This window comes from Alteromonas sp. 38, from assembly GCF_902506055.1.
Classification (GTDB): Bacteria; Pseudomonadota; Gammaproteobacteria; order Enterobacterales; family Alteromonadaceae; genus Alteromonas; species Alteromonas lipotrueae.
Window position 1 is genome coordinate 3,334,075 of record NZ_LR733300.1, and the last position, 24,205, is coordinate 3,358,279.

The window sequence follows — 24,205 nt, forward strand, 5'->3', positions numbered from 1 at the left end:
GATTTTACCTGCATATTTGCTCAATGAATATCATAACGGCAGATTAATCGCGGTAAATGGAGATAAAACCCCCAATGCCACCTTCAAAACCACATGCTAAGCCACAACAAGAGCAAAAAAGCGCACCCGCAATTACCCCAAAATATGAACCTCAGCGTGGTCAGTGCCCCATACTCTATTCGTTGCGCAATTGCCCTTATGCCATGCGTGGAAGAATTGGTTTGTTTAAAGCGGCGCAGGACGTTGAAGTGCGTGAAGTGGTATTAAGCAATAAGCCAGACGCCATGATTAAAGCGTCTGCCAAAGGTACGGTGCCCACCCTCGTATTGCTCAATCAAGACGGCACTAATACCGTGATAGATGAAAGTTTGGATGTGATGTTGTGGGCACTGCATCAAAACGATCCAGAAGACCTATTGCATCAGCAAGACCCCAATGCACTGCCTGCCATGCTGGCGTTAATTAAAACATTCGATGATGAATTCAAAACCCAATTAAATGCTTACAAGGCAGCCAAACGCTATCACGAAAATAACATCACCGAGTGCAGGCAAGCCTGTGAAGTTTACTTGCAAGATTTAGAAGCGCGTTTAGGTGCTGATAGCACTAGAGGAGGCATGGAAGATGAGCAAGCGGACCGATTTATCTTTGGCACAAAAGAAAGCCTAGCAGATATCGCCTTGCTGCCCTTTATTCGCCAATTTTCTAAAGTTGAACGAAAATGGTATCGAGAATCGCCCTACCCTAACCTAAAGCAGTGGCTAAACGGTTACATACAAAGCGTTATGTTTAATAAAGTGATGACGCAGTATGAACTGTGGAAGCCTACATAGATTGCCCTTAGGGAGGGAATCATAGGGAGATGTCATCTCTCCCTTAATCCCCCTTTTGATCTCCCCCTAAAAAGCAGTGCTAACGCACTTGCCCCTCTGTAATAACCACTTCACTGCCGTCAAACCGGTGAAGCGTAAACGCGAGACTTTCTAACGGATTGTGTCCTATTGTTTGCTCTTGCAACATAGAAATAGCTATTTTCTCCCCCATTAAGAGAGATTGCTCATAGTCGGAATAGTAATGTACACCAGCCCAATCTCGCCCGATAGAAATGTTAGCCGCCAGCTTATTCAACTCCCCCTCAAGACTCAATGACTGACTTACTTTGACTACTCGTAGACGGCGGCCATCCGACGAAGGAATAAATGCGTTATCATGCTGGCGACAGTGCCTATCTACCGAAAAGTTTTCACCATCATTGGTGATATGTAAAAAACAACTCGCATCAAAAAACGCTTTTAAAATGGTCACGCATGCACCTGCAACCGTTGCGTGTCCAGCGCCATAAGATGGGTGCATTGGCGACCCCTCGGCAAACGCCATTGGCAATAGCAGATTGTTATCAAGCTTATCTGCCAAACCCGATGTTTCTATCACTTCGCGTATCTCTGCAAATTGAGGCTCGAAGCTAGCAGGATACGCTTGGCATTTGTCTAATCTCGCAGCCAGTGCTTCTGGGCGCAGACGTCGGTGCAGGTTAAATTTTTGATAGCGCACCGCTTTAAGAGCTCTAGTGGCAACCTCTGTCACCAATGACAGAATATGTGGCCCACCATACAGCGCGAAGCCCTGTTGTTTATAAGTTGTATCTGTTTCCCCCTCTTTTTTAGCGTAGGGGATCCTTTCTCCAAGGGGGGCTCCTACATTTAACAGCAATAAACACGCATTCAAATACGCTTGATATAGCGCATCATAGTGTACGTATGTCGCTAAATCTCTAGGGGTGGTTATAAAGCGTCTTTGGTCACCAACGTATTTTTCACAACCGCGAGCATCGCCGCCATTTTGAATATCTAACCACTCACTCCAGTCAGTCAAGTAGTCATCTGAACGTGCAAACCTCACCTTTTGATTGATGGTTTGAGCCCCGTAAGAAATTATGCCATCACTAGCATCATGTTCAGGTGATCCATCGTTCTTATTGTTTAGGCCATTATCACCCGTCAGTAGGAATTGTGATAGATAAGGGCCATCTAAATCCCCCTTTGAAATACCACGAAATGCATTCACTGGCGTAAAGGGGCCGCGAACATTGTCAGATGAAAAAAAAGGTATTCTGTTAAGGCATTCGACCACCGATTCAACGTGAGCGTATTTTGTGCTAACCCGCTTACTCCCCCATTCTTGCCCAACAAACTCCTTATAAACATTTTCATTCATTGAGAAAGCAGCAAAATGTGCGTCTCTAAGCAATGCCTGCGCATAAACTTCACCAATCTCAGCACTAAGTTCATCTTTGTTTTCCAAACCTGGAGGGGCTGGCATAGTGACCGAGTGACTATCTGGCCCCTGTAAATCATAAGTAAGGCCAGCTGCAGAACTTTCCCAGCCCCGCCATTTATAGTTAACAGTCGTACCAATAGGGGTGTCTAAGATATCTTGTGGATCACCAGTATTAATGCCTTTCACAAATTTCACAAAGTCGTCTTCGTTATACAATAAACCAGTGATTTCATTGTGCTGTAATCCTTTGGTAAAACTCATGGATTTTGAAGTAAGCATCTCATCATTGTTCGTTTTATGGATAGTCTCGGTAGGCGAGAGCGCTTCGTATTCGGACTCTATTCTTTGCCGAGCCACTTGGGCAGCTTCTTTTCGAACTTTCTCGCTATCAATGATGCGTTGCTCTTGTTCTGAACGTCTTTCTGGAAGGGCCATGGTGCTTTTTCCTTAAGTATTTTTTAAGTCAAATGAATGGGTGCCCCGTCTACAGCCTTCGACATCTAGGCAACCATAGGTTTATGTGCGGTGAAGCTCGAAAAGCTCGCAGCAAACATTGAGGTTTTTTGTTCATTTTAAGATTTTATAGGAAGGTATGTGCTTCGAACGCAAATGAGTGAAGCGCTAGATGGTTTTTGCAGAACTAGTAATGCATAGATAGGAAGGCGGAATAAGCGCAAGGATTTGCCTGAAATTAAGGTGAATGCAAGCGTGAATAAAAATAACTGCATACCATTCAGGTACTGGGGACAACAGGGCTGCTCTTCCAGTGATGAGCAGCCAAATCAGGTGGTAAATTGAATACGCCTAATCTACCTCTATTTGAAACTTGCCATCTCGTATGAAAGTCGCCAGCGCGCCATTAGGGCCTGACATTATCGTCATAGGCACTATCGAAAAAGGTTCATCGCTTTCACGGTAAAGCGTAACTTCCCCTCCTTCAAGTAACGCAATTGTTCCTTCTAAAAGCATTTTTCTTTGCGGCTCAGCCTGCTTCATTGCGTTTTTCAAACCATCGATTGCTTCATCGCGTAAATCATCAAGGCTTTTCTCGGCGGTAACTTGTGAAGCAAATAACCTATCAACCAGCCCATCTTCTTCTAACGAAAGGGTAAACTCACCAATTTCTATCGCAGCCATTAAGTGCTGCGCAATAAGCTCAGGGGCCGTTGAAATTGGGGCTTTTGTGAAAAGGTCTGTTGAAAGTGAAATACGGCCAGCGTCTTCCACATCGAAAGTCAGCTCTTTAATACGGTATTCGTTGTCATCTTCATTTACTTCAAAAGCAAAACGTTGATCGAGGGTTTTCCCTTCGTTCATCAGCATGTGAACCAAAATTTCTTGAATATCATCTGGCGTATCATCAACACCTTGACCTTTATATTCAGAAAACGAGACACCAGAAAAGTGCACCTCTCCTTCAGTAGAATTCTCTAATGCTTCTTCGAAACCTGAAAGGGCAATGTTTTTAACCACGATATGCCCTTGTCTGTCATCACCAATGCGAATGTCGTCGATAGATACATCACCAAAAATAGTCGCACTTACATCGCGGTAAGAAACCTGAGTGGTAGCAGGGAGTTCAGCGATCATTTCATCTACTGCGTCTTTGGCTTTTGAGGAAGCATAAACGTTTCCTCCTACATAACAAACGCCAAGTGCAACCAAAACGCCCACAGCAAGCTTTGTGTTTTTACTCATTTAAGTATCCTTTCTTTTAAACAATCCCGAATTTCACACAATCAAATATCACTACTTTTTACAACCCGCAGAAACGGAATCTGCAAGGTGCAATATGGAAGGTGCAATATAAACAGTGCAACAAACAGATTGCTAAAACTAATGCTATAAGGCCATGGTAACGAATTTTAACAAAAAGGTATGCCGAAGAATGGTAGCGTCGCTACCGTCAAGTTAGAGAAGCAAAATAGTTGCAGTAAAGTTGTTCGACTTATTTAAAATAAATGACTGTTTATCTGCTGCCCACGGCGTAACGATTAGCTTAGTGGTGTGACGGTAGATGTCTTTTACTGCGCCGTTAGTAAGCACCATTTTTTGCGCGCTTTTGGGAAGCTTGATTTGGGTATAAACAACCGATGTTTCATGCCCAAGAGATACCGTACCTTCACCAAGTGAAACAGATTCATTTTCTGCGTTGATACTCAACGTTGCGCTAATATGGTTAAGAAGCTGCTCGTTAAATTCCTCAGGAGTAGTATAAGGGGTCTTGGAGAAGTGCAAACGCACTTCTTTTCTAAAAGCATCTAATGATGAGGTTACGGCTAAGCGCCACATATGGTTTTCTGTTTCCGTTAACCTGACAACAGAATAATCGAATCCGTGGGCATGAACGCTAATAGACCACCATAACAAGGTCACAATTAACACCGACTGTTTAACTACATTCATAATATACCCGCTGGATTACTCTGCCCACGCGCCATAAAAGCAATCTAAGAACTCGTTGCTCTCTAACGACAGTACATGATAATGGTAGCCACGAGTGTCGTCGCTGTGCCCTCTACATTCATCCAAATCTTCTGCTTCGTTACCGTTGTCATCTAACTTTGCGTACAAACCAAAACCATCAAGGGCATAGCCAATCATTGCCGCATGACTATCCGATTGCTCAATACGAGTTGTCATGCCGGTGTCGCCATGATAGTGATAACCTAAGCTGTTGTTTACGTGCCCACCTGCATCATCTACCGGCGCAATTTGATACCCAGCTAGAATAATATCGATGTCGGCTGGATGATCGAACCTAACACCATTGAATGCCAAGCCTCTTACTGAAGGTCCATAATCTACCCCTGCTACTTCTAACGTGGGGCCATCGCTCAGCTCAACCGGTTCGTCTTGCTTAATGGGTGTAATAGGGATGAGATAGGTCACTTGTGTACTTACCCACTCGGGCAAGCATTGAGCACACATGTTTGTGTATTTGTCTTCAATATTGGGATCTGCACCCTCTGCGCACTCCTCTGCGGTTTCCATTCTGCGAACGGTACCGTCGTCCTCGTACATCTTAAAGCCGGGGTCATCATAATAGGTGGCCAAGTTTTCAATGAAAGCGCCATCTAGATCATTTATTTCACCTTTGTCAAACCAAAGCCCCCCCTCTTCGGCAGTATCGTAAATTGTTTCGGGGCACCAAGGGCCCATATCGTGCTCTTCTGCGGTGTGTTTTGATGTTATTTCGTAGCACAATGTTTGCGTACCATTCATCAAGGTACAGGATACAGTATCAATGCTGACGTTTTCTCCGGTAAGAAACAAAGTCGCATCGACATCTATTCCCGCCTCATCATTTTGCGCGTCGTCATCAGAACTATCATTGGTATCATCATTATCAGAAGTATCGTCAGAGCCATCGATTGCACTACTGTCGGTTACTTCAGTACTTGAATCACTTGAACCGCCACAGGCAGTTAAAAACAAAAATAGTGAAATAAAAGCAATTTTGAGCAGATCGTTATTCACGTTGTTTCCTTTGTAAAATATAAGGCACAGATTCAATTTACCGCCGCCTATCTATAACCCCGAGCAAAGCTGGGTAAACAAGTACTTAGCCAGCACACAGCCATACTCAGGAAAAAAATAATTACCGAACAACGACCTTACTAAATAAGTACGGGAAACAATGTGGAGAAAAAGTGGAAGTTAAAAATACGCGGTAAAGACACAGTCTGACATTAAGAAATTCGTGTTTTAAACAACGACTTTTGATGTGTAACGTCAAGTTCATACTTCTGAACAAGGGTGATTTGCTTGCTTATTGCCTTTATAGAGTTAGCAAGATTTGCCAACGAAAGTAGAGCTAAAAGCCAACCTACAGGTGAAGAAACTGTTCGTACGACTCGTTGCGCTATACGCAATAAATGACCAACAATAGTTAATCCTGCTACATAAAGTTTGGCTTGAAAAGCATACTGGGTTCTATCAAAACTAAGCTGCTCGTTTAGCGCTTTTGGGTCTATGCAGCAAAACTGATCAAAATCATTGTCATGGGCGAAACAAGCTTTAGAGGGCGTACCATAGTGAAACGCATTACCTTTTAAATACGACATGCCTGAATAAACAATATCGAACGCTTTCACGACACTCAAATAATTCTTGCGTGCTTTTTTGCTAATGTAACGTGCGATATTCGCAATCACTTCCTTTGTTTTTTCAAGCACGCGTTTTACTGCGCCAAATAGCCAACTTACCATTCGCTTTAATCCGTCGAAAATACCATTGGCTAGCCTGTTAAATTGTGCTCTTAACGCACTTTGCTTACTTTTACTTTGCCATAGTTGACTTACCGAAGCGTTCAATTTTTCACTGTCACTTTCGTCCACTTCTATGTCGGTGGATAGCGCAGAGAATGCCGCCATTAAAGCTGCGTTTATTGGGTGTCCCTTATCACTTATTTCATCACGTTCGAGCGCCACGGGGTAGTCAGAATAAAATTTTTTAATCGCGAGTTGAGTTTTGGATACGCTGATAAACGTTCTTTTTTTGAATCTTCTTGTAGCTCTTCTAATCGTTTGATCTTTCCCCGGTGAAATATCATAACCGAGCAACCAAAGCTCTACTCTGGCGATCGCTTCTATAGTTTTAGGGTACGTCGTAATTGCGGGTTCAAAGTGTGCATTGTCGCTTAACCTAGAAACGATATTGTCGTATTCAAATATGGCGTTGAGTAAATCCATATTCAATCCAGAGCACGAATTTCTCACTAGTCTCAGCTGCTTGGCAAACACACAAAACTGGTCAATCGCATTTTGAAAGTCGGCATTTTCGCTAGGGTTGATGATAGTTTTGGTGTGAATGCGATGTTTATCCCAATCGGTAAAAAAGCCGAGTGTATACAAACGACAATACACCGCTCGCATCACTGCTTTGTTTTGTAAAACCCCATCTTTAAATAGCCATAATTGGGGTTGATTTTCTGGCGTTGATTGCTGCCATGAACTTCTCCATTCCTCGCTAGAAGCATTTCGCCAAACATTGCCCCAGAATGCAGGACTTTGCTGGTTTTCAAAGCTTACTAAGCACTCCAATGCCTGCCATGTTAGCTTTCCGGCCCAACCGTCTTGGGTAATACCAGCATCATGTTGAAACTGCTTTATTTTTTTAATCAGTATGCGGTCAATCTGAGGGTTATGACGATTCGTGAATTTATGCCCTTCACCTAAGTAACCTAGCTCAATTAAACGGGATCTAATGGCGCGAATATAGGCAGAAGAATCTATTTCATTTGGGTTATCTGAAGCTAACGTTGCGTTGGGCAAATAATGCTTAGATACCGAAGCATCAAGCCCCCTCCCCAACTTATCGACTGTGCCAAATTTGTCGTCCATCACTACAAATCCGCAATTTCCCCAACAATAGATCTCACAAACTCGATAGATGCTGCTCGAGATTCAGCGCCTGCGAGCACCAAGTCAGCATGAGCAAGTCGCTGTTCTTCGGTGATATCCTTATCGTAAAAAGCAACAATGTCGCCATCGATACTGGTTTGAGTGCTGGCCAGCACCTTAACTGCCACCGTGGTATTACCCATGGCAGAGGACATCACGTCATCAAATTTTAACGGCGCGGTATCCGTTGCGTTCAGTGTGACTGAGCCTTGAAATGTCACGACATCAAGTTTAGACAAATCGCCAATACCGTCTGCCATAGTTTGCATTGCGTCTTTGAACTTTCCCATCATAAAATTCCTTCTATAAATTAATAAAAAAGCAGCTTTATTGCCTTAACAAAGTTTGTATTAAACAGCGCTTTAAACAAGGGCAAAGCGGTGTCCTGAACTGCTGGTATAGATGCTGGTATAACTGCACTTTCTTCTACCATTTCCTGAGAAAATGAAGAGGTAGCCAAATGCTTGATGTCGTGCTGATTGTCGATTTCCAATCTGCCTTGGTATATTTCAACCCGGAACTCCCCCCTTTCGGCGAAGCGCTGATGTGCTCGGGTGTAAGCTTCGTATCGTAAATGTAAATCGTGCTGAATCGTTTTCATTACGCCACCCTCACTAAGTCGCCAGCTAAATACCTTCTATCTGAATGCCTGACTAAATTAGCTTCATCGTCTCGCCGGTGTAACAATCCATCGAGCCCTCTGCCCTGCCACAATCGTTTCATCTTGGTAATTTGCAGCGCAATGCCAACGTAATCTTTGCTTAAAACCAAAGGTTTTATGGCAGCCATTTCTCGTCGTGAATCCCCTTTCAGGCTACCTCCACGGTTATACACTAACGAGACCAATGCAGTCTGAGCATCAGCATTCAAGTACTCGACACCTGGGTACGTAGATGTTGTTTTTTGTGCATATTTAGGCAGTGATGAGTGAACAAATACATGTTTCGCGGCATCGAAGGGCACCGTAACAGAACGTAAAGAAGAGACATGTATTTTAGCGGCTTGCCCCTTCAGGCCACAAACCCGGGTAAGCTTCACCATATCAAAGGTACTAAGGAGCGACTGCCAGTCTGATTGAAATTGGCTTTTACTCGCGTAACCTAAATCGTAACCGATACCGATAGTGATCCCCGATTCACCTTTAGGCCACGTGGGATGGGTAAGCCGTTTTTCATAATATTGCTTTGAACTGATCTCATGCTGCACAATAAGGTTTATCCCCTTTTGTGAAAGCGTAAGGCTTATTTCATTTGAGTTGGCAGGCGTTATTGTTGAGGTAACTTGGGTCAGGCGCTCTTCGATGGGAAGTAACCGCTTTTCAAGGGCTGAAAGCGTTTCTCCGCCAAGCACACCATCAGGTGAAACACCCAAGTGTTGTTGAATTCGTTTTAGTCGCTCTGAAGTGGTGAAGTGCATTGGGCTGTGTCCATGCAACCTTGAAACATACTTCATTTCGATGGTTATTATTTAAACTTATTGAATATTAACTTAACACTATTTGCACAAAATACAACCAATTCAGTTTCAGCTTTGCGTGTTATCTGGAGGAAATGGTAAACGTATCAATCAAAGAGCAAGGCTTTGCGCTTTTTTATGAGGGTAACAGGCTGAATTTAATGATGAATAATCGGTAGTGACCCCGACTGAATAAATGAAGCCACTACCGCGTTTTTTTGTTTTTGTTCGGGCTAGAACAGAGACTATGCCGTGAGTTTCGCTAAAGAAAGGGTTGATTTTAGCCCCCCTTCTAGCAATGTGATATTTGCATCAAGCGTGCTCATTTCTATCCGTAATTCGGCGCGTTCTTCACCTAATGTCCAGACTAATAACAAAGTACCTGCATCTTCAGTAACAGAGAAATCGCCGTTAAACGCATTCGTATCGTTACGAATATGAATTAATTCAATTAGGCCTTTTACCACTGGCTTAGCGAGAGCTTCATCAATATCGCGTTCGCTTAAATAAGGGCGATTGATATCACGACCCACATTAGTTTTCGCTAGCAGCTCCATGTCGTTAGTCGCCCCTAACATCCCAGCATAATACACTTGTGGTACTCCTGGGCTGAAGAACTGTATCGCACGCGCGAGCAAGTAATTATAATCGTCCTTTCCTAACGCATCATAATAAGTGCAGTTAATTTGATACAGGTCGACATTACTCGCAGCTTCGCCAGTGGCCTTTCTCGACTCGCCATTCGAGTTAACATGAATGGTTTCTACCAAATTGTCGATTTGCGAGTTAGTCAAAAGCCCAGGCTTGTCACCGCTTGCTCCCACATCAACAATACCGATTCCATCATGGGTATCTAGTACGGTGAAGCAGTTGCGAGGGGAAATAGACAACCAATGCGCCAAGGCGGATGCGTCTTTGCTAAATAGGGTGTGCAATACCAATGGTGGAAGCGCAAAGTCGTAAACACTGTCACAACGAGACGCAATAGCAATTTGAGTTTCAAAATGGCTGTGAATTTCAACCAAGCTTTGAATGCCCATAGTGTGTGCCCGCTTGCTTAATGCTTCAATAAATTCAAAGGTTTCTTCTAACATGAAACAGTTGGTGCCAGCGCGTTTAATGGCATAACCTGCGGCATCTAAACGAATTAAATCGACATTACTTTGTGTAAAAGCTTCTAGGATTGATTCTAGGTATGCTTTACCCAAGTCAGACTCAACATCAATATCAATTTGATTAGCGGTAAACGTGGTCCAAAAAGGCACCACCTCTTTGTTATCTAACTCATACTCAGAGAAAAATGGCGTAGGGCGAGGCCTAAAGACCTTTCCAATATTGGTAATATTAGCCGCATCATCTTCGCTAAATACCGATTTTTTTGTTAAAAATAGCGGCCAGTACTGAGACTCTCGCCCCTGTTTAATCACATCTAAAAAAGGCACACTTTGCGCAGACATATGATTCACTATTAGGTCTGCCATAATATTCATCGACTCACCAATCTGCTTCACATCGGCCCAACTACCCAAACGCGAATCAACGGTAGTATGATCGATAGGATCAAAACCTGCATCTTCACCATCGAATGGGTAATAGAAAGGTAAAATATGAACGCCTGTAAACAGCCCTTTTAACGTGGTGCTTAAAAGCGTATTGAGGCCAGACATATTTCCTTGACCCAAACGGTCTGCATAGGTAATGAGTTGAACACCATTGCGTAAAGGCATGAAAATTCTCCAAATAACGGGGTGCTGCGCATTGAAAAGCAAAATTGCACCGAAGACTTGCATAGCTTCTATGGCAACAAGAAGCACTGCATTGATTTAATGTATATAGTGAAACGTAATATTGCCCTAACTAATCGTCTTTGCTTTAGCCAGGTGTAGTTGAGTCAACGCCATATTCTCGTTTCTCAATCATGGCCAGACGCGCTCGCGTTGGCTGAGCAATAGCGTTGTAAAGTAACCCTAGGAACAACAAGATAGAAAAGCCTGTGGCTACTACAAACCCGTACTTGGCATCGCCACCATAGGCATCGCTCACCACGCCCATGATAAAAGGCCCAGCCGCAGCGCCCGCAGCGGTAAAGAATAAGATAACGCCCGCCACTGAACCGTGCTGTCGCTTCTCGAAGCAGCTAATGCCTTTAGAATTGAAAGTAGGATAAATGACCGACATAAATATGCCGCTTAATGGGAAAAGGAAAACGGCTAATGTTGGGCCAGTCATTAAACCAACCACAAAACACACCATTATCATGAAACTAAATAACAGTAGCACTTTGGTCCACTCGAAATGCTGCATCATCCAAATTCCGACAAACCGACCTACTGCACGCAAAGCAAAGAATACAGAAACGGCGTAGATGGCGAGTGTTTGAGTAGAATCATTGGCGTAGCAGCTGTAAATATCTGATGCCGAGTTAGCGTCACAAATTAAGTAGCTTGGCATCCACACATATATTGCGCTCTCGGCCGCAACATAAAGAAACGCACCAATAGAGAAGCCTAGTGCGTAAGGATCTTTAAGCAGTTTTAGACTATCGACAAGGCTAGTAGGCTTCTCTTTTAATGCCTTGCTTTGTGGGTATTCAACCATCAGTGCCATGCAAATTAGTATGGTACATAAACCACCGGCTATGACGTACAACCAAGTCCAGTGAACGCCTTGAGTAATCAGCCAGGCCACTAAAATTGGACCAATGATTGCACCAACGCCAAAGAAAGCTTCAGCACCGTTCATGGTGCCAGTATGTTCTTTAGTTGAGCGTGAAATATCGCCAATTAAGGCAAGTGCAGCGGTTTTAAACACCCCAACTGCCAGGCCTGATAGGGTTACCAAACTTAGAATAAAAGCAAAGGTACTGCCTACCATAAACAGATAGCAAGAAATCGCGAATAAGGCTAAGCCCAATATTAGCGTATTTTTACGACCAAATTTATCTGCTAAGAAGCCAAGAAACAGTCCAGAAAAAGCGATACCAATCATGAACAAAGAGTGCATTAAACTCGCTTGAGTATTGGTCACTGCAAACTCAATTTTTACTTCTTTAATGATTTCGCCTACCGAGTCGGATGTCATCGCAAACATCATAAACATCAAATAGGTTAACCAGCGAATTAACCCGTAGTTATGCTCGCTCGTTTGGTTAGTAGACATGGAGATTTACCTTTGATACTTAAGAAAGATAAACGCATTACTGCACCTGCGCCTAAATATCTTAACTAGCGCCTGCGGCTAAATACGGTAAACAGCGCCAGCGGCGGCTGCAAAAAGCAGCGCCGCGGCGAACTGCGATTAATAGAAGGCGTACTTCAATTGAATTGAAGACGTTCTTCCGCTAATCGGGCGAGCTCGAATGATATCGCCAGCTGATGCAGCACTCTCTTCAGACTCAGTGATAACAAATTCATCAGTGGCGTTGTTTACATTCAACGATACTGAGAACTGGTCAGATACATACCAAGTTGCAAATAAGTTAGCCACCACATAAGCATCTTGCTTAAGCTCGTTTGAGTCTTGCACATAGTACTCAGTTGAACCTTGTAAAGACGCACCGATGCTAAAGTTTTCAAAATCGTACTGTGGAATAACCGTGTAGATGAAATCAGCTTGACGACGAGGTGTCTTACCTACTAATGCAGGGTTGAACTTGTCTTCACTAATTTCTGCATCTGTCCACGTTGCGTTTCCTGACATTGTGAAACCGTTACCGAAATCGTACTTACTTTCAAGTTCTAGACCTGTTGCTTCGTATTCACGAATAAAGGTTAAACCGCTTGTCACTTCAGCTTGAGTATCTTGGGTTACCGTATTGAACAATGTCGCGTTAAATTTGAAGTCTCGCGTACCGTACTTGACACCAAACTCTAACTGCTCTGTTTCGTCGAAACCACTCGTCGTACTCGTTAAGCTGCCATCCGCATTAAGGGTACCAGCAATTTGAAGTAGTCTATCAGCTAGCGCTCGGCCACCTTCACTATAGCGACCAAAGAAAGTCACAGAGTCGCTGTACAGGTATGAACCACCTAATGAGAATGATGTATTACTTGCTTCATAATCAACTATTTGGCTTGTTGCGTTAGCACGGTTCAAACGAATTACACCACCCCCGAAGCCGAAGCCATTTGATGCAGATGCATCTTCGGTATTGCCTGAGATAATGCCGTCACCATTGATGTCTACATCAGTGTTACCGCCACAACAAGAGTTGATAAGCTCACCGTTTGCTTGCACTGTGTCACGACGTGCACTCACGTCAAACAACCAGTTATCACCCACTTCGAAGCCTACGTTGATGTATGGTGCTGTAGTGGTGTAATTTAAATCCCATTCCCATGAAAGGAAGCTTGGAGCCCAAAGCCCTTGGTCAACAAGTGCAGTACCGTCGGCATCTTCAATATGAAGATACTGAGAGTTAGTACCATCAACCGTTTGAATAAACGTATTCCAGCTGTTCCAGCTAATAGCGATATCTTGCTTAGAGTAGTAATAACCTGCGGTAAGTGTTACGCCATTATCGTACTCTTTACGAAGGCTTAAATCGTTGATCATATTACCTAAATCATTGTAAGTCGTATCGAACAATAAATTAAGGAAAGCTAAGCCGTTGTACTCTTCACCGGCATTTGGACCATTCGCAAGCGTTACGCTGGTTGAATCACAGTTAAAAGCATTACCGTCGCCGTCTAAGGCTGATGCACAAATAGCGGTAGCCATGCTGCTAGCAGACTGCGGTCCATAAGCACCGAAAGTATCGGTGAATGGAGATACGAATCCACCGCCTACATCAGACGTTCTGAATTTGTTAAGTAGGTAAAGATCTTCTGCCACTTCTAAATCAGCTTCAAAACCGAATGAGGTCACCTCAGATTCAATACCGTCCGTTAGATCACGATTAACTGGGTTACCGAAAGAATCGAAAGTCGAAACATTGGTAGTGTAAGCAGAATGCAGTGTTTGGCTGCTTGCATCGAAGTTATCTACTGCGCCATAGCTGCCGTTACCTTTTACCAATACCGGAGCTGGTAAATAGGTAGTCACCCTGTCGTCTAAATGCTTGAAGTAAAAGCGTAAATGACCGTTATCTAGTAACTGAGTGAAGTTGATTTTTACTTGGCCACCTTGATCGCCGTTATAGCCGGTGTCACGAACACCTTCGCCACCGCGTGCAAAACCACCAATATGAAAATATAGATCGTCGTTTATTTCACCGCCGTAAGCGAAATCTAAACGAAACTCTTCGTAATCAAGACCAAAAGATGTGCCGATTGCACCACCACCTTGTTCTCCCGTTGCGCTGATCATGTTGATGACCCCACCCGGTGAGTTACTGGCAAATGTAGATGCTGAACCACCACGTACCGATTCCACCCGTTCTACAGACCAATCGTAGCGCAAGAAGTTATCTGCGTTACCAAAGTTAATATCGCCGTACTCTAAAACGGGAAGGCCATCTTCATGGATTTGCATGAATTTAGAGCCGCCCGTAGCCAAAGGGATACCACGAATAGTGATGTTTGCGTTGCCGCCACCGCCTGATGATTCGGCGCGAATGCCTGGCAGCGCACGGAACACCTCAGCCGTTGAGCGAGGTGCTAGTTTCATGACGTCTTCTTCATCAAACGAACTAACAGAGACACTTGCCTCTTGTGCGGAAACACCAGCAGGGCTGGCTGTTACCACGATCTGTTCATACGTTTCTTTTGCTTTCTTCTCTTGAGATGAATTATCTTGAGATAAAGAGTCTTGAGCTAAAGCAGCGCCATTTAGGCCTATTAACACTGCAATGCCCAATGCGCTTTTTTTAAATGTAGTGTGCATGGGTATTCTCCAAAGCTAAGCGAAACTCTCTTACGCTCAGCTTTATAGAAACAAGCGAAAGAGAACTAAAACCATAAATTAACAAACACCGACTTAATCGATTAAGTAAAAGATTACTAGAAGAATTGCATTATGTAAAATATTTGTTTAAAAAAATAACCGAACCCATCTCACCTTATCAGCAAACTAAAATTACAAACACATAAAAATCATAATCTTAGGCAAAAACTCAATAATATAAAAAAGTTCAATTTATTTTTAGTTTTTACCCACCATTAACTTAATCGTTTTAGACCAAGGTTTAATTAACAATGTATAAACATAGTAAAAACTCAGATAATTCTGACTCTTAGGCATCAAGTTCGCCATATATTTCATCAAAACTAACCGCAAGTCTTCACTATTATCTTATTTCAAAAATAGACCTTTCGTACAAAAATGCGAATTGAGGCCACGAGGTCAGCCTTGCCAAAGTATCTTAATATTTTGCACAGGCTTTGTTACACACGAAGTCCCTCACACAAAAAAGCTGGGCGTTAATTGGCTATATCGTTGAAGGTTCGAGAAACATGAAGCCGGTCACGCCGGCCATGTATTGACTGTTTAAAATAGAAGCGGTGTAGTATGTATGATGTATGCATGCGCGAGGCTGCGAACAGTTATTTTTGAATACTGTTACTTATGCTAAGCGTTTGACGTCAATGCTAACGCAGATTTAGCCACTGTAGAGCTCTCCCTCAAGCTCCTCGTTTAACTCCCATTCAATTCAAGAACTGCGCTCACTTCAACCGCCATATTGCCCGGCAAGCTACTCATGCCAACGGCGGCTCTTGCTGCTTTACCATCATCACCAAACGCAGTGACAAAAATATCGGAAAAGCCATTTATCACGAGTGAATGCCCAGTGAAATCATCAGTGGCATTTACCATCCCCGTTATCTGTAGCACTTGTTTTACCGTGCTCAAATCTCCAGTGGCTTCTTTAATCGTTGCCAACGCGCATAGCCCCACCAATTGAGCAGCATCGTAACCCTGCTCTACCGATACGTCTTGCCCCAATTTGCCAAGTACACTCTTGCCTTCACAGGCCCCGTGACCCGATAAGTACAATATGTTTCCCGCACGTCGCCATGTTACGTAATTGGCTATCGGCTTCACTGGCGCTGGCAAAGTAAACCCCGCCGCTTTGAGGTTTTCCTCTGGCGAATTCGCGCTTGCAACTAAAGGCATTAATATTAATAAAGCTGCTGTCGATACTATAAATTTTTTCATCATTTTTCCTTTCTACAGGCTTTTTAAAGCGAGAATTAAGTGATTTATTTCTTCAGCTGAAATGAATATCTGCGGTGTAACTCGTATACAACAACCACTGGCTAGCCCTACTCTTACTACCGTAAATACGTTGAATTCATTTTCCAGTCTTTTCTGCAGCACCTTTGCGTCGTTTAACGACACTTTCTCTCTCATTCTAAATGCTCCCATTCCTGTGCTTGATGCGTCATCTTCGCCGCCCAACACTTCAATATTAGGCAGTTTTCTTGCTTCTTCTACCCACAAATTGCGCAAGTAACGCAACCTCGCTTCTTTATTGGCAGCCCCAATAGACTGATGAAAGTCGATAGCGGCAGGAATCGTTAAAACAGACGCAAAATTTGATGTGGCAGTATGAACCCGCTTGTGGGCCAACGTATTGGTAGGGTCGGTCTCACCGGGGTATGGAGATATTTTGCCTAACGTGCCCTTCTTCATATAAAGCGCTCCCACCCCCACTGGGCTGCCTATCCATTTGTGCAAGTTGAAGCCTGCCCAGTCCACATTTAAGTCGGTAATGTTAAAGTCGAGCAACCCCCACGATTGGGCACAATCACAAATAACATCTATACCACGGGCTTTTGCGGCTTTAGCGATATCAGCAACAGGCAATATGAGGCCGTGCTGATTACTCACATGAGTAAGCAGCATTAGCTTCAAATTAGGGTTTTCATCAAAGGCTTTCGTGTATACCTTGAGGATCTCTGCTTGATTGGTTTGCGCGGGCAACGTGACTTCCACAGGTTCGACGCTCTGCGTTTTAGCCAACCACCGCATGGTGTCTTTAAAGCTAGGATAATCGATGTCGGCAAATAATACGGCGTCGTTAGCATTAAAGTCGTTGTACTGACGCATTAAGTTATGAATCGATTCCGTCGCGTTACGAGTGATAACGACTTCATCATGATTAGCACCTAGCGCTTGTGCGATTTTTCCAGCGCTTAGCTTTAGGTCTTCAGAGAAATGCTTACGTGCATAAACGGAAAGTTGTGTATTCACCACTTTGGTTTTATCAACAAATACTTCCTGCACCTGCTTAGACATCTTTCCCCAGTAACCATGTTCTAAATTAACTATCCCCTGCGCTTTGTCATAATTCAGTGCAACTTGTGCCCAAAATGATTCATCTTTTGCCAGCAACTCGGGCGATATATTATTAGGTCTTGGGGGTAACTTAGCGGTGGTCGATGATGCAATTTTACTATTAGCATGAACCAATTTTGACGCCGCAAAGGTTCCTAACACCCCACCAATTAGGGTTTTTAACGCCCGCCTACGGTTTAAATACTCCGGCACTACACTCATGAAATCACGCTCACTACTAAGCCTACATTGAAAAGAAAAACATCGTATTTCACTAAATTTGAATCATAAAGAGTCTATCGCAGCCAATTGAAGCAATTGTTAAACCACATGATTTAATGGTGTGTATTTCTGTTGGCTACGCCTTGTGCATACCGCACCTCTAATTACCTTACTTGATGGGGCAAAATAACTTCGATACTCAGAACTGCTGTTTGTGATTGTGTGTAAATTTCTAGCAAAAAAACGTAAAGCATGAGGCGCTTTGGCGGGAAGTTAATTAAGGTTTCAGATACCAAGCAATGATTGCACTGAATCAAAAAGGAGCGAGAGATGAACAAATGGTTTTGGGGTGTATTGATTTTCTGCTTTATTGTAATCAATGAGATAACAGTAGATTGGTTACTCGCCATTACCATTGGCGGTTATGGTTTCGAAGCCAGCTTCGAGCACATCTTTCGATATTCCTCTCCTTTTGCTTACTTTGAATCGGCTCCCTTTCGGCTTATTCCTTACTTGCTGCTTACTAGCCTAGCTGCATTCCTTGGTGACTATTATTCTGCTCATGAAAAAATGGCATTTTGGGGAGCACTAATAGCAATAGCACTTTTCCATTTTTGGGGATATTGGGGCTTAAATTACCCTTCCTATAATGGTGAGCGCCTATCATCGACAGCAGCATTGGCACTTCTTTTTATTCCCCTGCACGCTATTTGGGTTGGCTTGCTTGCGGGTATAGTTACAGGGCTTTTATCGTTATTGTCCGCTAGTATTTTCAATAAAATTCGCGGCGTTTAATGACAGTAAAACAGCCAATTAAACGCCTTCGAACAAGCGACCTTGCCAGCTACCAATTTGCAATGAAATAATCCGCTTAATTTCGCCCAGCGATAACACCGCCATCAACATCCCAAATCGCACCGGTTACCCAACTCGTTTGTTCTTGTAACAGGAAGACAATACTATTAGCGATATCATCAGGTGTTCCAATGCGACCTATTGGATGAAAACCGTTGAAGCCGGCTAGCGCATCATCAAGTTCAGATGGGTCAATAAACGACTCATAAATAGGCGTTTTAACTACCGCAGGCGATACTGCATTTACCCGTATATTATGCTCTGCTAGTTCCATAGCCATATGTTGCGTTAATGCATGCAAGCCTGCTTTTGCCATTGAATAGGCAGAAGACGGTGTTGCTTTTATTGCCTGTTTCGCCCACATAGAACCAATATGCACAATAGCACCGCCGCCATGCTTAATCATATTATTCGCCACTGCCTGACTAATAAAAAAAGTAGCGCGATTTAAGCTTGCATAAGTATCGTAATCACTGCCTTCGTGAGATAAAAATGGCTTAGGGTTAAAGTAGCCAGCAGCGTTCACTAGGTGCTGAACATGTCGATTTTCAGTGTTTATACTATGAATAACTTTGTCTATGTCTTGCTTAAGATATAAATTAGCTTGAATAGTTTCTACCGTAGCGCCATCTTTCGATATCGCTTCTAAATCAGATTTAGCAGTAGCTAATTTGCTACCTTTATTACCTAAAATAACAACACTAATACCTTTAGCAATAAGTTGCTTGGCGGTGGCTAATCCCATTCCACTAGAGCCACCTACTATTAGTGCTATGTTTGAAGTATGCATAATTAATTACCTTGGTTATGTTAAACTGTGTGGCGAATTTAACGGTAATTAATAGGCTTAAAAAGTAAGTACTTATCGGTAAGGTAGGTACTTTTTGGTACATCTTAATGAAAACATTAGAGAAGAATTTTTCAAAAAAATTAGCACCAAGCAAAGCTGCTCAGATGGTAGAAACTATTTATGGCTGTAAATGGTCGCTTACCATTTACCAACTTCTGAATAATGGTATTAATCGCCCCGGCGAAATGGTGCGGTGCGTAGATGGCCTTACCACAAAAGTACTCAACCAATGTTTACGCAAAAATATCGAGTTTAATATTTTAGCCCGCGTTTCTTACAATGAAGTTCCGCCCCGAGTTGAGTACGAGGTCACTGAGTTTGGCAGAAAGTTTATGAGAGTACTGGATGAGCTAGACACCCTACAAAATGAAATAGATGGGCATGAGTAGTTACTAGTTATCCCGTCTCGCCCTAACCACTCACACTTTCCTGCTCCACTGATAGGCCACTCCCGTGACAGGCCAGCCTCCTTCCCTCCAGCACTGATTAAAAAAAACGCGATAAAAACTTGCGCTTTAGAATTACACATGTAATCTTAAGTTGAGACTACATATGTAATCCATTTATAGAAAAGCCACTACCACATTGGTTAAAGCGAAATAATTATGAACACACCTAAAGCGCAGCCAGATATTAGCAATACCGAGTTTGAAGTATTAGACGTGATTTGGGACAGCAATCCGATTTCGTCTAACGAGGTCATTGAGCGCCTTAATCAACATAAACCGTGGCATGAAAAAACGGTGAAAACCTTGCTTGGACGCTTAGTAAAAAAGGGGGCTATCAGTTTTCACAAGCAGCAGCGCCAATACCTTTACTACCCCTTAATTGCCCGCGAAGAATATGTTCAGGAAGAAACCAGTAGCTTTTTAAGCCGACTCTTCAAAGGTAAAGTTGCGCCAATGATTGCAGGCTTTGCCAACCAAAACGAGTTATCTAAAGAAGATATCGATGAGCTTAAAGCGGTGATCAAACAATGGGAGAAAGACAATGATTGAGTGGATGATTTCTCAGCAAACTATGTTAACCGTTGTTCTGGCGCTATTGGTTCTTTGTGAGCGATTCCTCACTGCCCAACTAGGCACTACGTTTGTTTACAAAGCATGGTTATTACTTCCGGCTGCACTTGTGATGAACAACCTACCAATTGATTTGGTTTCTATTCCCACTAATAGCATCAGCCGCTATTTAGTGGGTATTAACCCTAGTGTATCCGGTGAGCAGTTTAATGTGTTGTTTTGGTTATGGGCAACGGGTGCTAGCGCAGTAGCGGCTTACATAGTGGTAAACCATATAAATATATTACGATCTATTGATAAAAAGCACCTTGTGCGAGCGCCTAGCGCAACGGTTCCGGTAACCTCAAATACATCACCTTGCCTTCGCGCTTATTATTCTAATAAAGCCTCAACACCTATGCTATTTGGCTTTTTGAAACCAGCCGTACTACTGCCAAGTTACTTTGAAACTGCTTTTTCACGCACTCAACAAGCATTAATACTTGAACATGAAAGTGTCCATAACCAACACAAAGATAACCTATGGAATGCCATTGCGTTAGCGTTTGCGGTGCTTTTTTGGTTTAACCCCGTGCTCTGGATTGCATTGAAATCGTTTCGAAGCAGTCAAGAATTAGCATGCGATAACGCAGTGCTCGCCAACAAATCACCAACCGAGAAACTCATTTATGCAAAAGCACTTGTATGTTGTGCCGAGCATAATTCACAAGCAGTAAACCTGTACCCAACCTTTGGAGAGAAAAATACAATGATTAAAAGATTAAACGCGATTAAGACCCCGCATAAAGGTAATAAATTACTTGCCGCTGGCACAGCTGCTATTTTTGCCTTAGTAACGGCCAACATGGCGTTAGCCAATGTGCCACTTCAAAATACTGAACACAAGCAGTCGAAAGTTGATGAAGCAGCCCCGGTAGAATTTGTATCGCCCGCTTACCCCAAGTCGGCCGAAAAAAGCAATATTGAAGGCTTTGTCGTATTGCAATTCGATATTTCTAAAACCGGTACCACCGACAATATCACTGTGGTCAATGCCACTCCCGAAGGCGTATTTGATGAAAGTGCAAAAGCCGCGCTTAAGCAATGGAAATACAAACCGGCTGTAAAAGGTGGTGTTGCGCGTAGGCAAACAGGTTTGTTAGTGCAGCTCGACTATAAACTTGACCAGCCATTAACGGCGGGCACTGATAAGTAAGCTTAAGCCCAAAACAGTAAGAATACTAAAAGGAGCTCTTGCTCCTTTTAGTGTTTTCTTCAAATAAGGCTACTCTCTCAAGCTATTCCTTCTTAGGCTATGTTGTGTTAGACCGCTCTGTCTTAGACCATTCCAACATAGTACGAAGCAAATATTTCACTGCCATCAGTAAAGACTACGAACACTTCATCATTCCCTATATTGCTTTATCTTTTTCGCTTACCCTAACCTGCTGTAATTATTCTCAAAAAATATTAAGGAAGGGCTCGGCACTGTCTTTGCTTCATTCTATGGTTAACGCTAGTGATTAATATCGATGCTGATTAATTTTGATACCGGTTAGTAGCAAAATTAACAAGATACGCTTAGGAGCAAACATGGCCAGTGGCTGGGCAAAAGATGGGGCAGTACAAGATCAAATAGACGCAAGCGTTGAAGATGCCGTGGCGCGTGCTAAAAACAACATGTATCAAGGCGAGAGTGCTGTATTTTGCGAAGAGTGCGATGCTCGTATTCCTGAACGCAGACGCATCGCAGTGCCCGGTGTGCAATTATGTATTAACTGCCAAGCCGAAATGGAAAAAACAAGCAAAGTAGAGTCGTTGTTCAACCGTAGGGGCAGTAAAGATAGCCAGCTAAGATAGGCTATGAAAATAGTCGCCTTATACAAAGCCGCCTTTATCAGAAATTAGATTAACCACACGGTCAGTTATTGCTTTTCATCCTACTTACCCTCGTATTAACCGTTTACACGTTGCATAGTATTAGGACTTTTGCGAAAGATAAGTTATTGATTTATCTTGCTCCCGTTCCTATAACAGTAAGAACGGAATAACGAAGTCACAATAATAAAAACGGAAAACACATGAAATTAAAAACGCTTGCCCTAGCGTGTGCCTCATCATTTATTGCTGGATGTGCAACTCAACCCGCTTCTTCAGTTAATCAGGTGCCCACTGCTGAGCTATCAACCCCCTACTCTTTGAAATCAGGCGGAGAGATTTCTGAAAGGCAAAAGCATCTAACCATTAGTCATGCGAAGCTTGCCTTTTCTTTCGATTTTGACAAAGAGATATTGTTTGGCGATACCACACTTACGCTGCAGGCTCCTTCACCACAACAAGAAATCTCTGTGGATTTAGACACTCGTTTTACTATTGAAAGCGTTTGGCTGAATGCTACCGAGCTACCTGCACAGCAATATAGTAACCTTGAAGGCGAGCTTATTGTTTCGCCAAATAGCAAAGTGGCTTTTCCTGCAACGTTACGCGTTGTCTATTCTGGTCATCCACGAACGCCGATTAGAGCCCCTTGGGATGGCGGTGTGATGTGGGAAGAAACACCGGATGGTCATCCATGGTTGGCAACCGCAGTGCAAGGTGAAGGGTGCGACCTTTTCTGGCCGTGCATTGACCAACCTTATGGTGAACCCGCTAACACCGAGCTTTTCATTACCGTACCTAAGCCCCTTGTGGCCGCCAGTAATGGCGTATTGGTTGCTATTGAAGAAAAAGGTAGCGACCACACCTTTCATTGGCAAACCAAGTCGACACACAATACTTACGGCATTGCCTTGAACATTGCGCCTTATGAAACGCTTAACAAAAGTTTTACCAGCATATACGGTAACACCTACCCGTTAACCTACTATCACCTGCCAGAAAACGAAGACAAAGCTAAAGCTTTGTTTGCCGAGCTACCTGAAATGATTACCTTTTTCGAGCGTATGATTGGCCCTTATCCGTTTGCTGACGAGAAAGTAGGCATAGTACAAACGCCTCACCTGGGTATGGAACATCAAACCATAAACGCCTATGGCAATGATTATAGAAAAGATGATGCTGGATACGATTGGTTAATGCAGCACGAATTTGCCCATGAATGGTTTGGTAATCAGCTGACCAACGACAACTGGGACCATATGTGGTTACACGAAGGGTTTGGCACCTACATGCAGCCGTTATATGCCCAATACCTACACGGCAATGAAGCCTATTTTGTGAAGCTTAATGCGCAGCGAAAAGGGTTGGCTAATGCTCACCCTATCGTTAGCAACGAATTGATGTCTGAAGAAGATGTGTACGAAAAAGGCCCTGCGGGTGATATTTATGCCAAAGGTTCATGGGTTATTCATACACTTAGAGGGCTAATGGGCGATAAAGATTTTTTCCGCTCGGTAACCGAACTTGTGTATGGCCGTGTCGACCCACAACCAGGCAATTTCGAACCTATTTTCGCCAATACTCAAGACTTTATCGATATCGTCAATAAAAACAGCGAGCATAATTTAGATTGGTTTTTTGACGTGTATATATTTAGCGCGGCCTTACCTATATTAGATGTGGCCCATACAGAAAATGAAGTCACCTTTACGTGGAAAACAGAAGGTGACTTACCCTTCCCTATGCCCCTAGAGGTTAGCGTAAACGGTGAAGTAACTACGCTTGATATGCAAAACCAAACCAGTTTAATGGTAACCGAATACGATGTGGTGGTTGCCGATCCTAATAGTAAGGTGCTTCGCTACGAACAGCGGTTCGAGGATTATAAAGCGTGGCAGGAAGCGCAAGCTGAAATGAAGAACAAGCAGACCGAGGAATAAGTTTAAGACACGGTGCTTAAACCGGGCCCCCTCAAATATGCGCTACTTCATGTTATGCCACTACAGGTATGAAACAATGGATAGCATGCAGATTAAGGGGCCCTTACT

General features: G+C 43.2%; 21 protein-coding genes. 7 read left to right on the forward strand and 14 right to left on the reverse strand.

What is annotated here, in order from left to right; all coding sequences use genetic code 11:
• Positions 1-74 precede the first annotated feature (74 nt).
• Positions 75-833, forward strand: a complete 759-nt coding sequence (locus FLAVO9R_RS14505) for a glutathione S-transferase (RefSeq protein WP_159532421.1) — start codon at positions 75-77, stop codon at positions 831-833.
• A gap of 79 nt (positions 834-912) precedes the next feature.
• Here the strand turns inward: FLAVO9R_RS14505 and FLAVO9R_RS14510 are convergent, their stop codons facing one another.
• The 13 genes from FLAVO9R_RS14510 to FLAVO9R_RS14570 all read right to left on the reverse strand — a co-directional run bounded on the left by FLAVO9R_RS14510 (position 913) and on the right by FLAVO9R_RS14570 (position 17,576).
• Complete coding sequence (locus FLAVO9R_RS14510) at positions 913-2,712, reverse strand: vanadium-dependent haloperoxidase (protein WP_159532423.1); 1,800 nt, start codon at positions 2,710-2,712, stop codon at positions 913-915.
• 369 nt (positions 2,713-3,081) lie between these two features.
• Positions 3,082-3,975 (reverse strand): hypothetical protein, encoded by an 894-nt coding sequence (locus FLAVO9R_RS14515; RefSeq protein WP_159532425.1) that lies wholly within the window; start codon positions 3,973-3,975, stop codon positions 3,082-3,084.
• A 213-nt stretch (positions 3,976-4,188) separates the two neighbouring features.
• Positions 4,189-4,683: a hypothetical protein gene (locus FLAVO9R_RS14520; protein ID WP_159532427.1), complete on the reverse strand. Its 495-nt coding sequence runs from the start codon at positions 4,681-4,683 to the stop codon at positions 4,189-4,191.
• A 15-nt stretch (positions 4,684-4,698) separates the two neighbouring features.
• The gene (locus tag FLAVO9R_RS14525; protein ID WP_159532429.1) at positions 4,699-5,757 is read right to left on the reverse strand and encodes a YHYH protein; all 1,059 of its coding nucleotides are present in this window, start codon (positions 5,755-5,757) and stop codon (positions 4,699-4,701) included.
• Between the two features lie 212 nt (positions 5,758-5,969).
• A complete protein-coding gene (locus FLAVO9R_RS14530; RefSeq protein ID WP_159532431.1) occupies positions 5,970-7,622 on the reverse strand; it encodes a peptidoglycan-binding domain-containing protein in 1,653 nt (550 codons plus the stop codon).
• A gap of 2 nt (positions 7,623-7,624) precedes the next feature.
• Entirely contained in the window at positions 7,625-7,975 is a 351-nt protein-coding gene (locus tag FLAVO9R_RS14535; RefSeq protein ID WP_159532433.1) for a hypothetical protein, read from the reverse strand.
• A gap of 17 nt (positions 7,976-7,992) precedes the next feature.
• Positions 7,993-8,283, reverse strand: coding sequence for a hypothetical protein (locus FLAVO9R_RS14540; RefSeq protein WP_159532435.1), 291 nt, complete (start codon positions 8,281-8,283; stop codon positions 7,993-7,995).
• On the reverse strand, positions 8,283-9,098 hold the full coding sequence (locus FLAVO9R_RS14545; RefSeq protein ID WP_159532437.1) for a hypothetical protein: 816 nt from the start codon (positions 9,096-9,098) through the stop codon (positions 8,283-8,285). Before FLAVO9R_RS14545 ends, FLAVO9R_RS14540 begins: the two co-directional genes overlap by 1 nt.
• A gap of 284 nt (positions 9,099-9,382) precedes the next feature.
• The gene (gene gtfA, locus FLAVO9R_RS14550; protein ID WP_159532439.1) at positions 9,383-10,864 is read right to left on the reverse strand and encodes a sucrose phosphorylase; all 1,482 of its coding nucleotides are present in this window, start codon (positions 10,862-10,864) and stop codon (positions 9,383-9,385) included.
• A gap of 145 nt (positions 10,865-11,009) precedes the next feature.
• Positions 11,010-12,296: an MFS transporter gene (locus tag FLAVO9R_RS14555; protein ID WP_159532441.1), complete on the reverse strand. Its 1,287-nt coding sequence runs from the start codon at positions 12,294-12,296 to the stop codon at positions 11,010-11,012.
• A 138-nt stretch (positions 12,297-12,434) separates the two neighbouring features.
• On the reverse strand, positions 12,435-14,960 hold the full coding sequence (locus FLAVO9R_RS14560; RefSeq protein WP_159532443.1) for a TonB-dependent receptor: 2,526 nt from the start codon (positions 14,958-14,960) through the stop codon (positions 12,435-12,437).
• Between the two features lie 750 nt (positions 14,961-15,710).
• A complete protein-coding gene (locus tag FLAVO9R_RS14565) occupies positions 15,711-16,232 on the reverse strand; it encodes a RidA family protein (RefSeq protein WP_013783098.1) in 522 nt (173 codons plus the stop codon).
• Positions 16,233-16,244: 12 nt separating this feature from the next.
• Positions 16,245-17,576 (reverse strand): aminotransferase class V-fold PLP-dependent enzyme, encoded by a 1,332-nt coding sequence (locus FLAVO9R_RS14570; protein WP_159532445.1) that lies wholly within the window; start codon positions 17,574-17,576, stop codon positions 16,245-16,247.
• A gap of 330 nt (positions 17,577-17,906) precedes the next feature.
• Between FLAVO9R_RS14570 and FLAVO9R_RS14575 the strand changes: the two genes are divergently transcribed.
• On the forward strand, positions 17,907-18,371 hold the full coding sequence (locus FLAVO9R_RS14575; RefSeq protein WP_159532447.1) for a hypothetical protein: 465 nt from the start codon (positions 17,907-17,909) through the stop codon (positions 18,369-18,371).
• A 76-nt stretch (positions 18,372-18,447) separates the two neighbouring features.
• Here FLAVO9R_RS14575 and FLAVO9R_RS14580 read toward each other — a convergent pair whose 3' ends face one another.
• Positions 18,448-19,221, reverse strand: a complete 774-nt coding sequence (locus FLAVO9R_RS14580) for an SDR family NAD(P)-dependent oxidoreductase (RefSeq protein WP_159532449.1) — start codon at positions 19,219-19,221, stop codon at positions 18,448-18,450.
• 107 nt (positions 19,222-19,328) lie between these two features.
• Between FLAVO9R_RS14580 and FLAVO9R_RS14585 the strand changes: the two genes are divergently transcribed.
• The 5 genes from FLAVO9R_RS14585 to FLAVO9R_RS14605 all read left to right on the forward strand — a co-directional run bounded on the left by FLAVO9R_RS14585 (position 19,329) and on the right by FLAVO9R_RS14605 (position 24,097).
• On the forward strand, positions 19,329-19,670 hold the full coding sequence (locus FLAVO9R_RS14585) for a winged helix-turn-helix transcriptional regulator (protein ID WP_013783094.1): 342 nt from the start codon (positions 19,329-19,331) through the stop codon (positions 19,668-19,670).
• A 216-nt stretch (positions 19,671-19,886) separates the two neighbouring features.
• The gene (locus FLAVO9R_RS14590; RefSeq protein ID WP_129739741.1) at positions 19,887-20,279 is read left to right on the forward strand and encodes a BlaI/MecI/CopY family transcriptional regulator; all 393 of its coding nucleotides are present in this window, start codon (positions 19,887-19,889) and stop codon (positions 20,277-20,279) included.
• Positions 20,272-21,495, forward strand: coding sequence for a M56 family metallopeptidase (locus tag FLAVO9R_RS14595; RefSeq protein WP_159532451.1), 1,224 nt, complete (start codon positions 20,272-20,274; stop codon positions 21,493-21,495). The genes FLAVO9R_RS14590 and FLAVO9R_RS14595 overlap by 8 nt, the downstream gene beginning before the upstream one ends.
• A gap of 377 nt (positions 21,496-21,872) precedes the next feature.
• Positions 21,873-22,139 (forward strand): DksA/TraR family C4-type zinc finger protein, encoded by a 267-nt coding sequence (locus FLAVO9R_RS14600; RefSeq protein ID WP_159532453.1) that lies wholly within the window; start codon positions 21,873-21,875, stop codon positions 22,137-22,139.
• Between the two features lie 221 nt (positions 22,140-22,360).
• Complete coding sequence (locus tag FLAVO9R_RS14605; protein WP_159532455.1) at positions 22,361-24,097, forward strand: M1 family metallopeptidase; 1,737 nt, start codon at positions 22,361-22,363, stop codon at positions 24,095-24,097.
• Positions 24,098-24,205 lie beyond the last annotated feature (108 nt).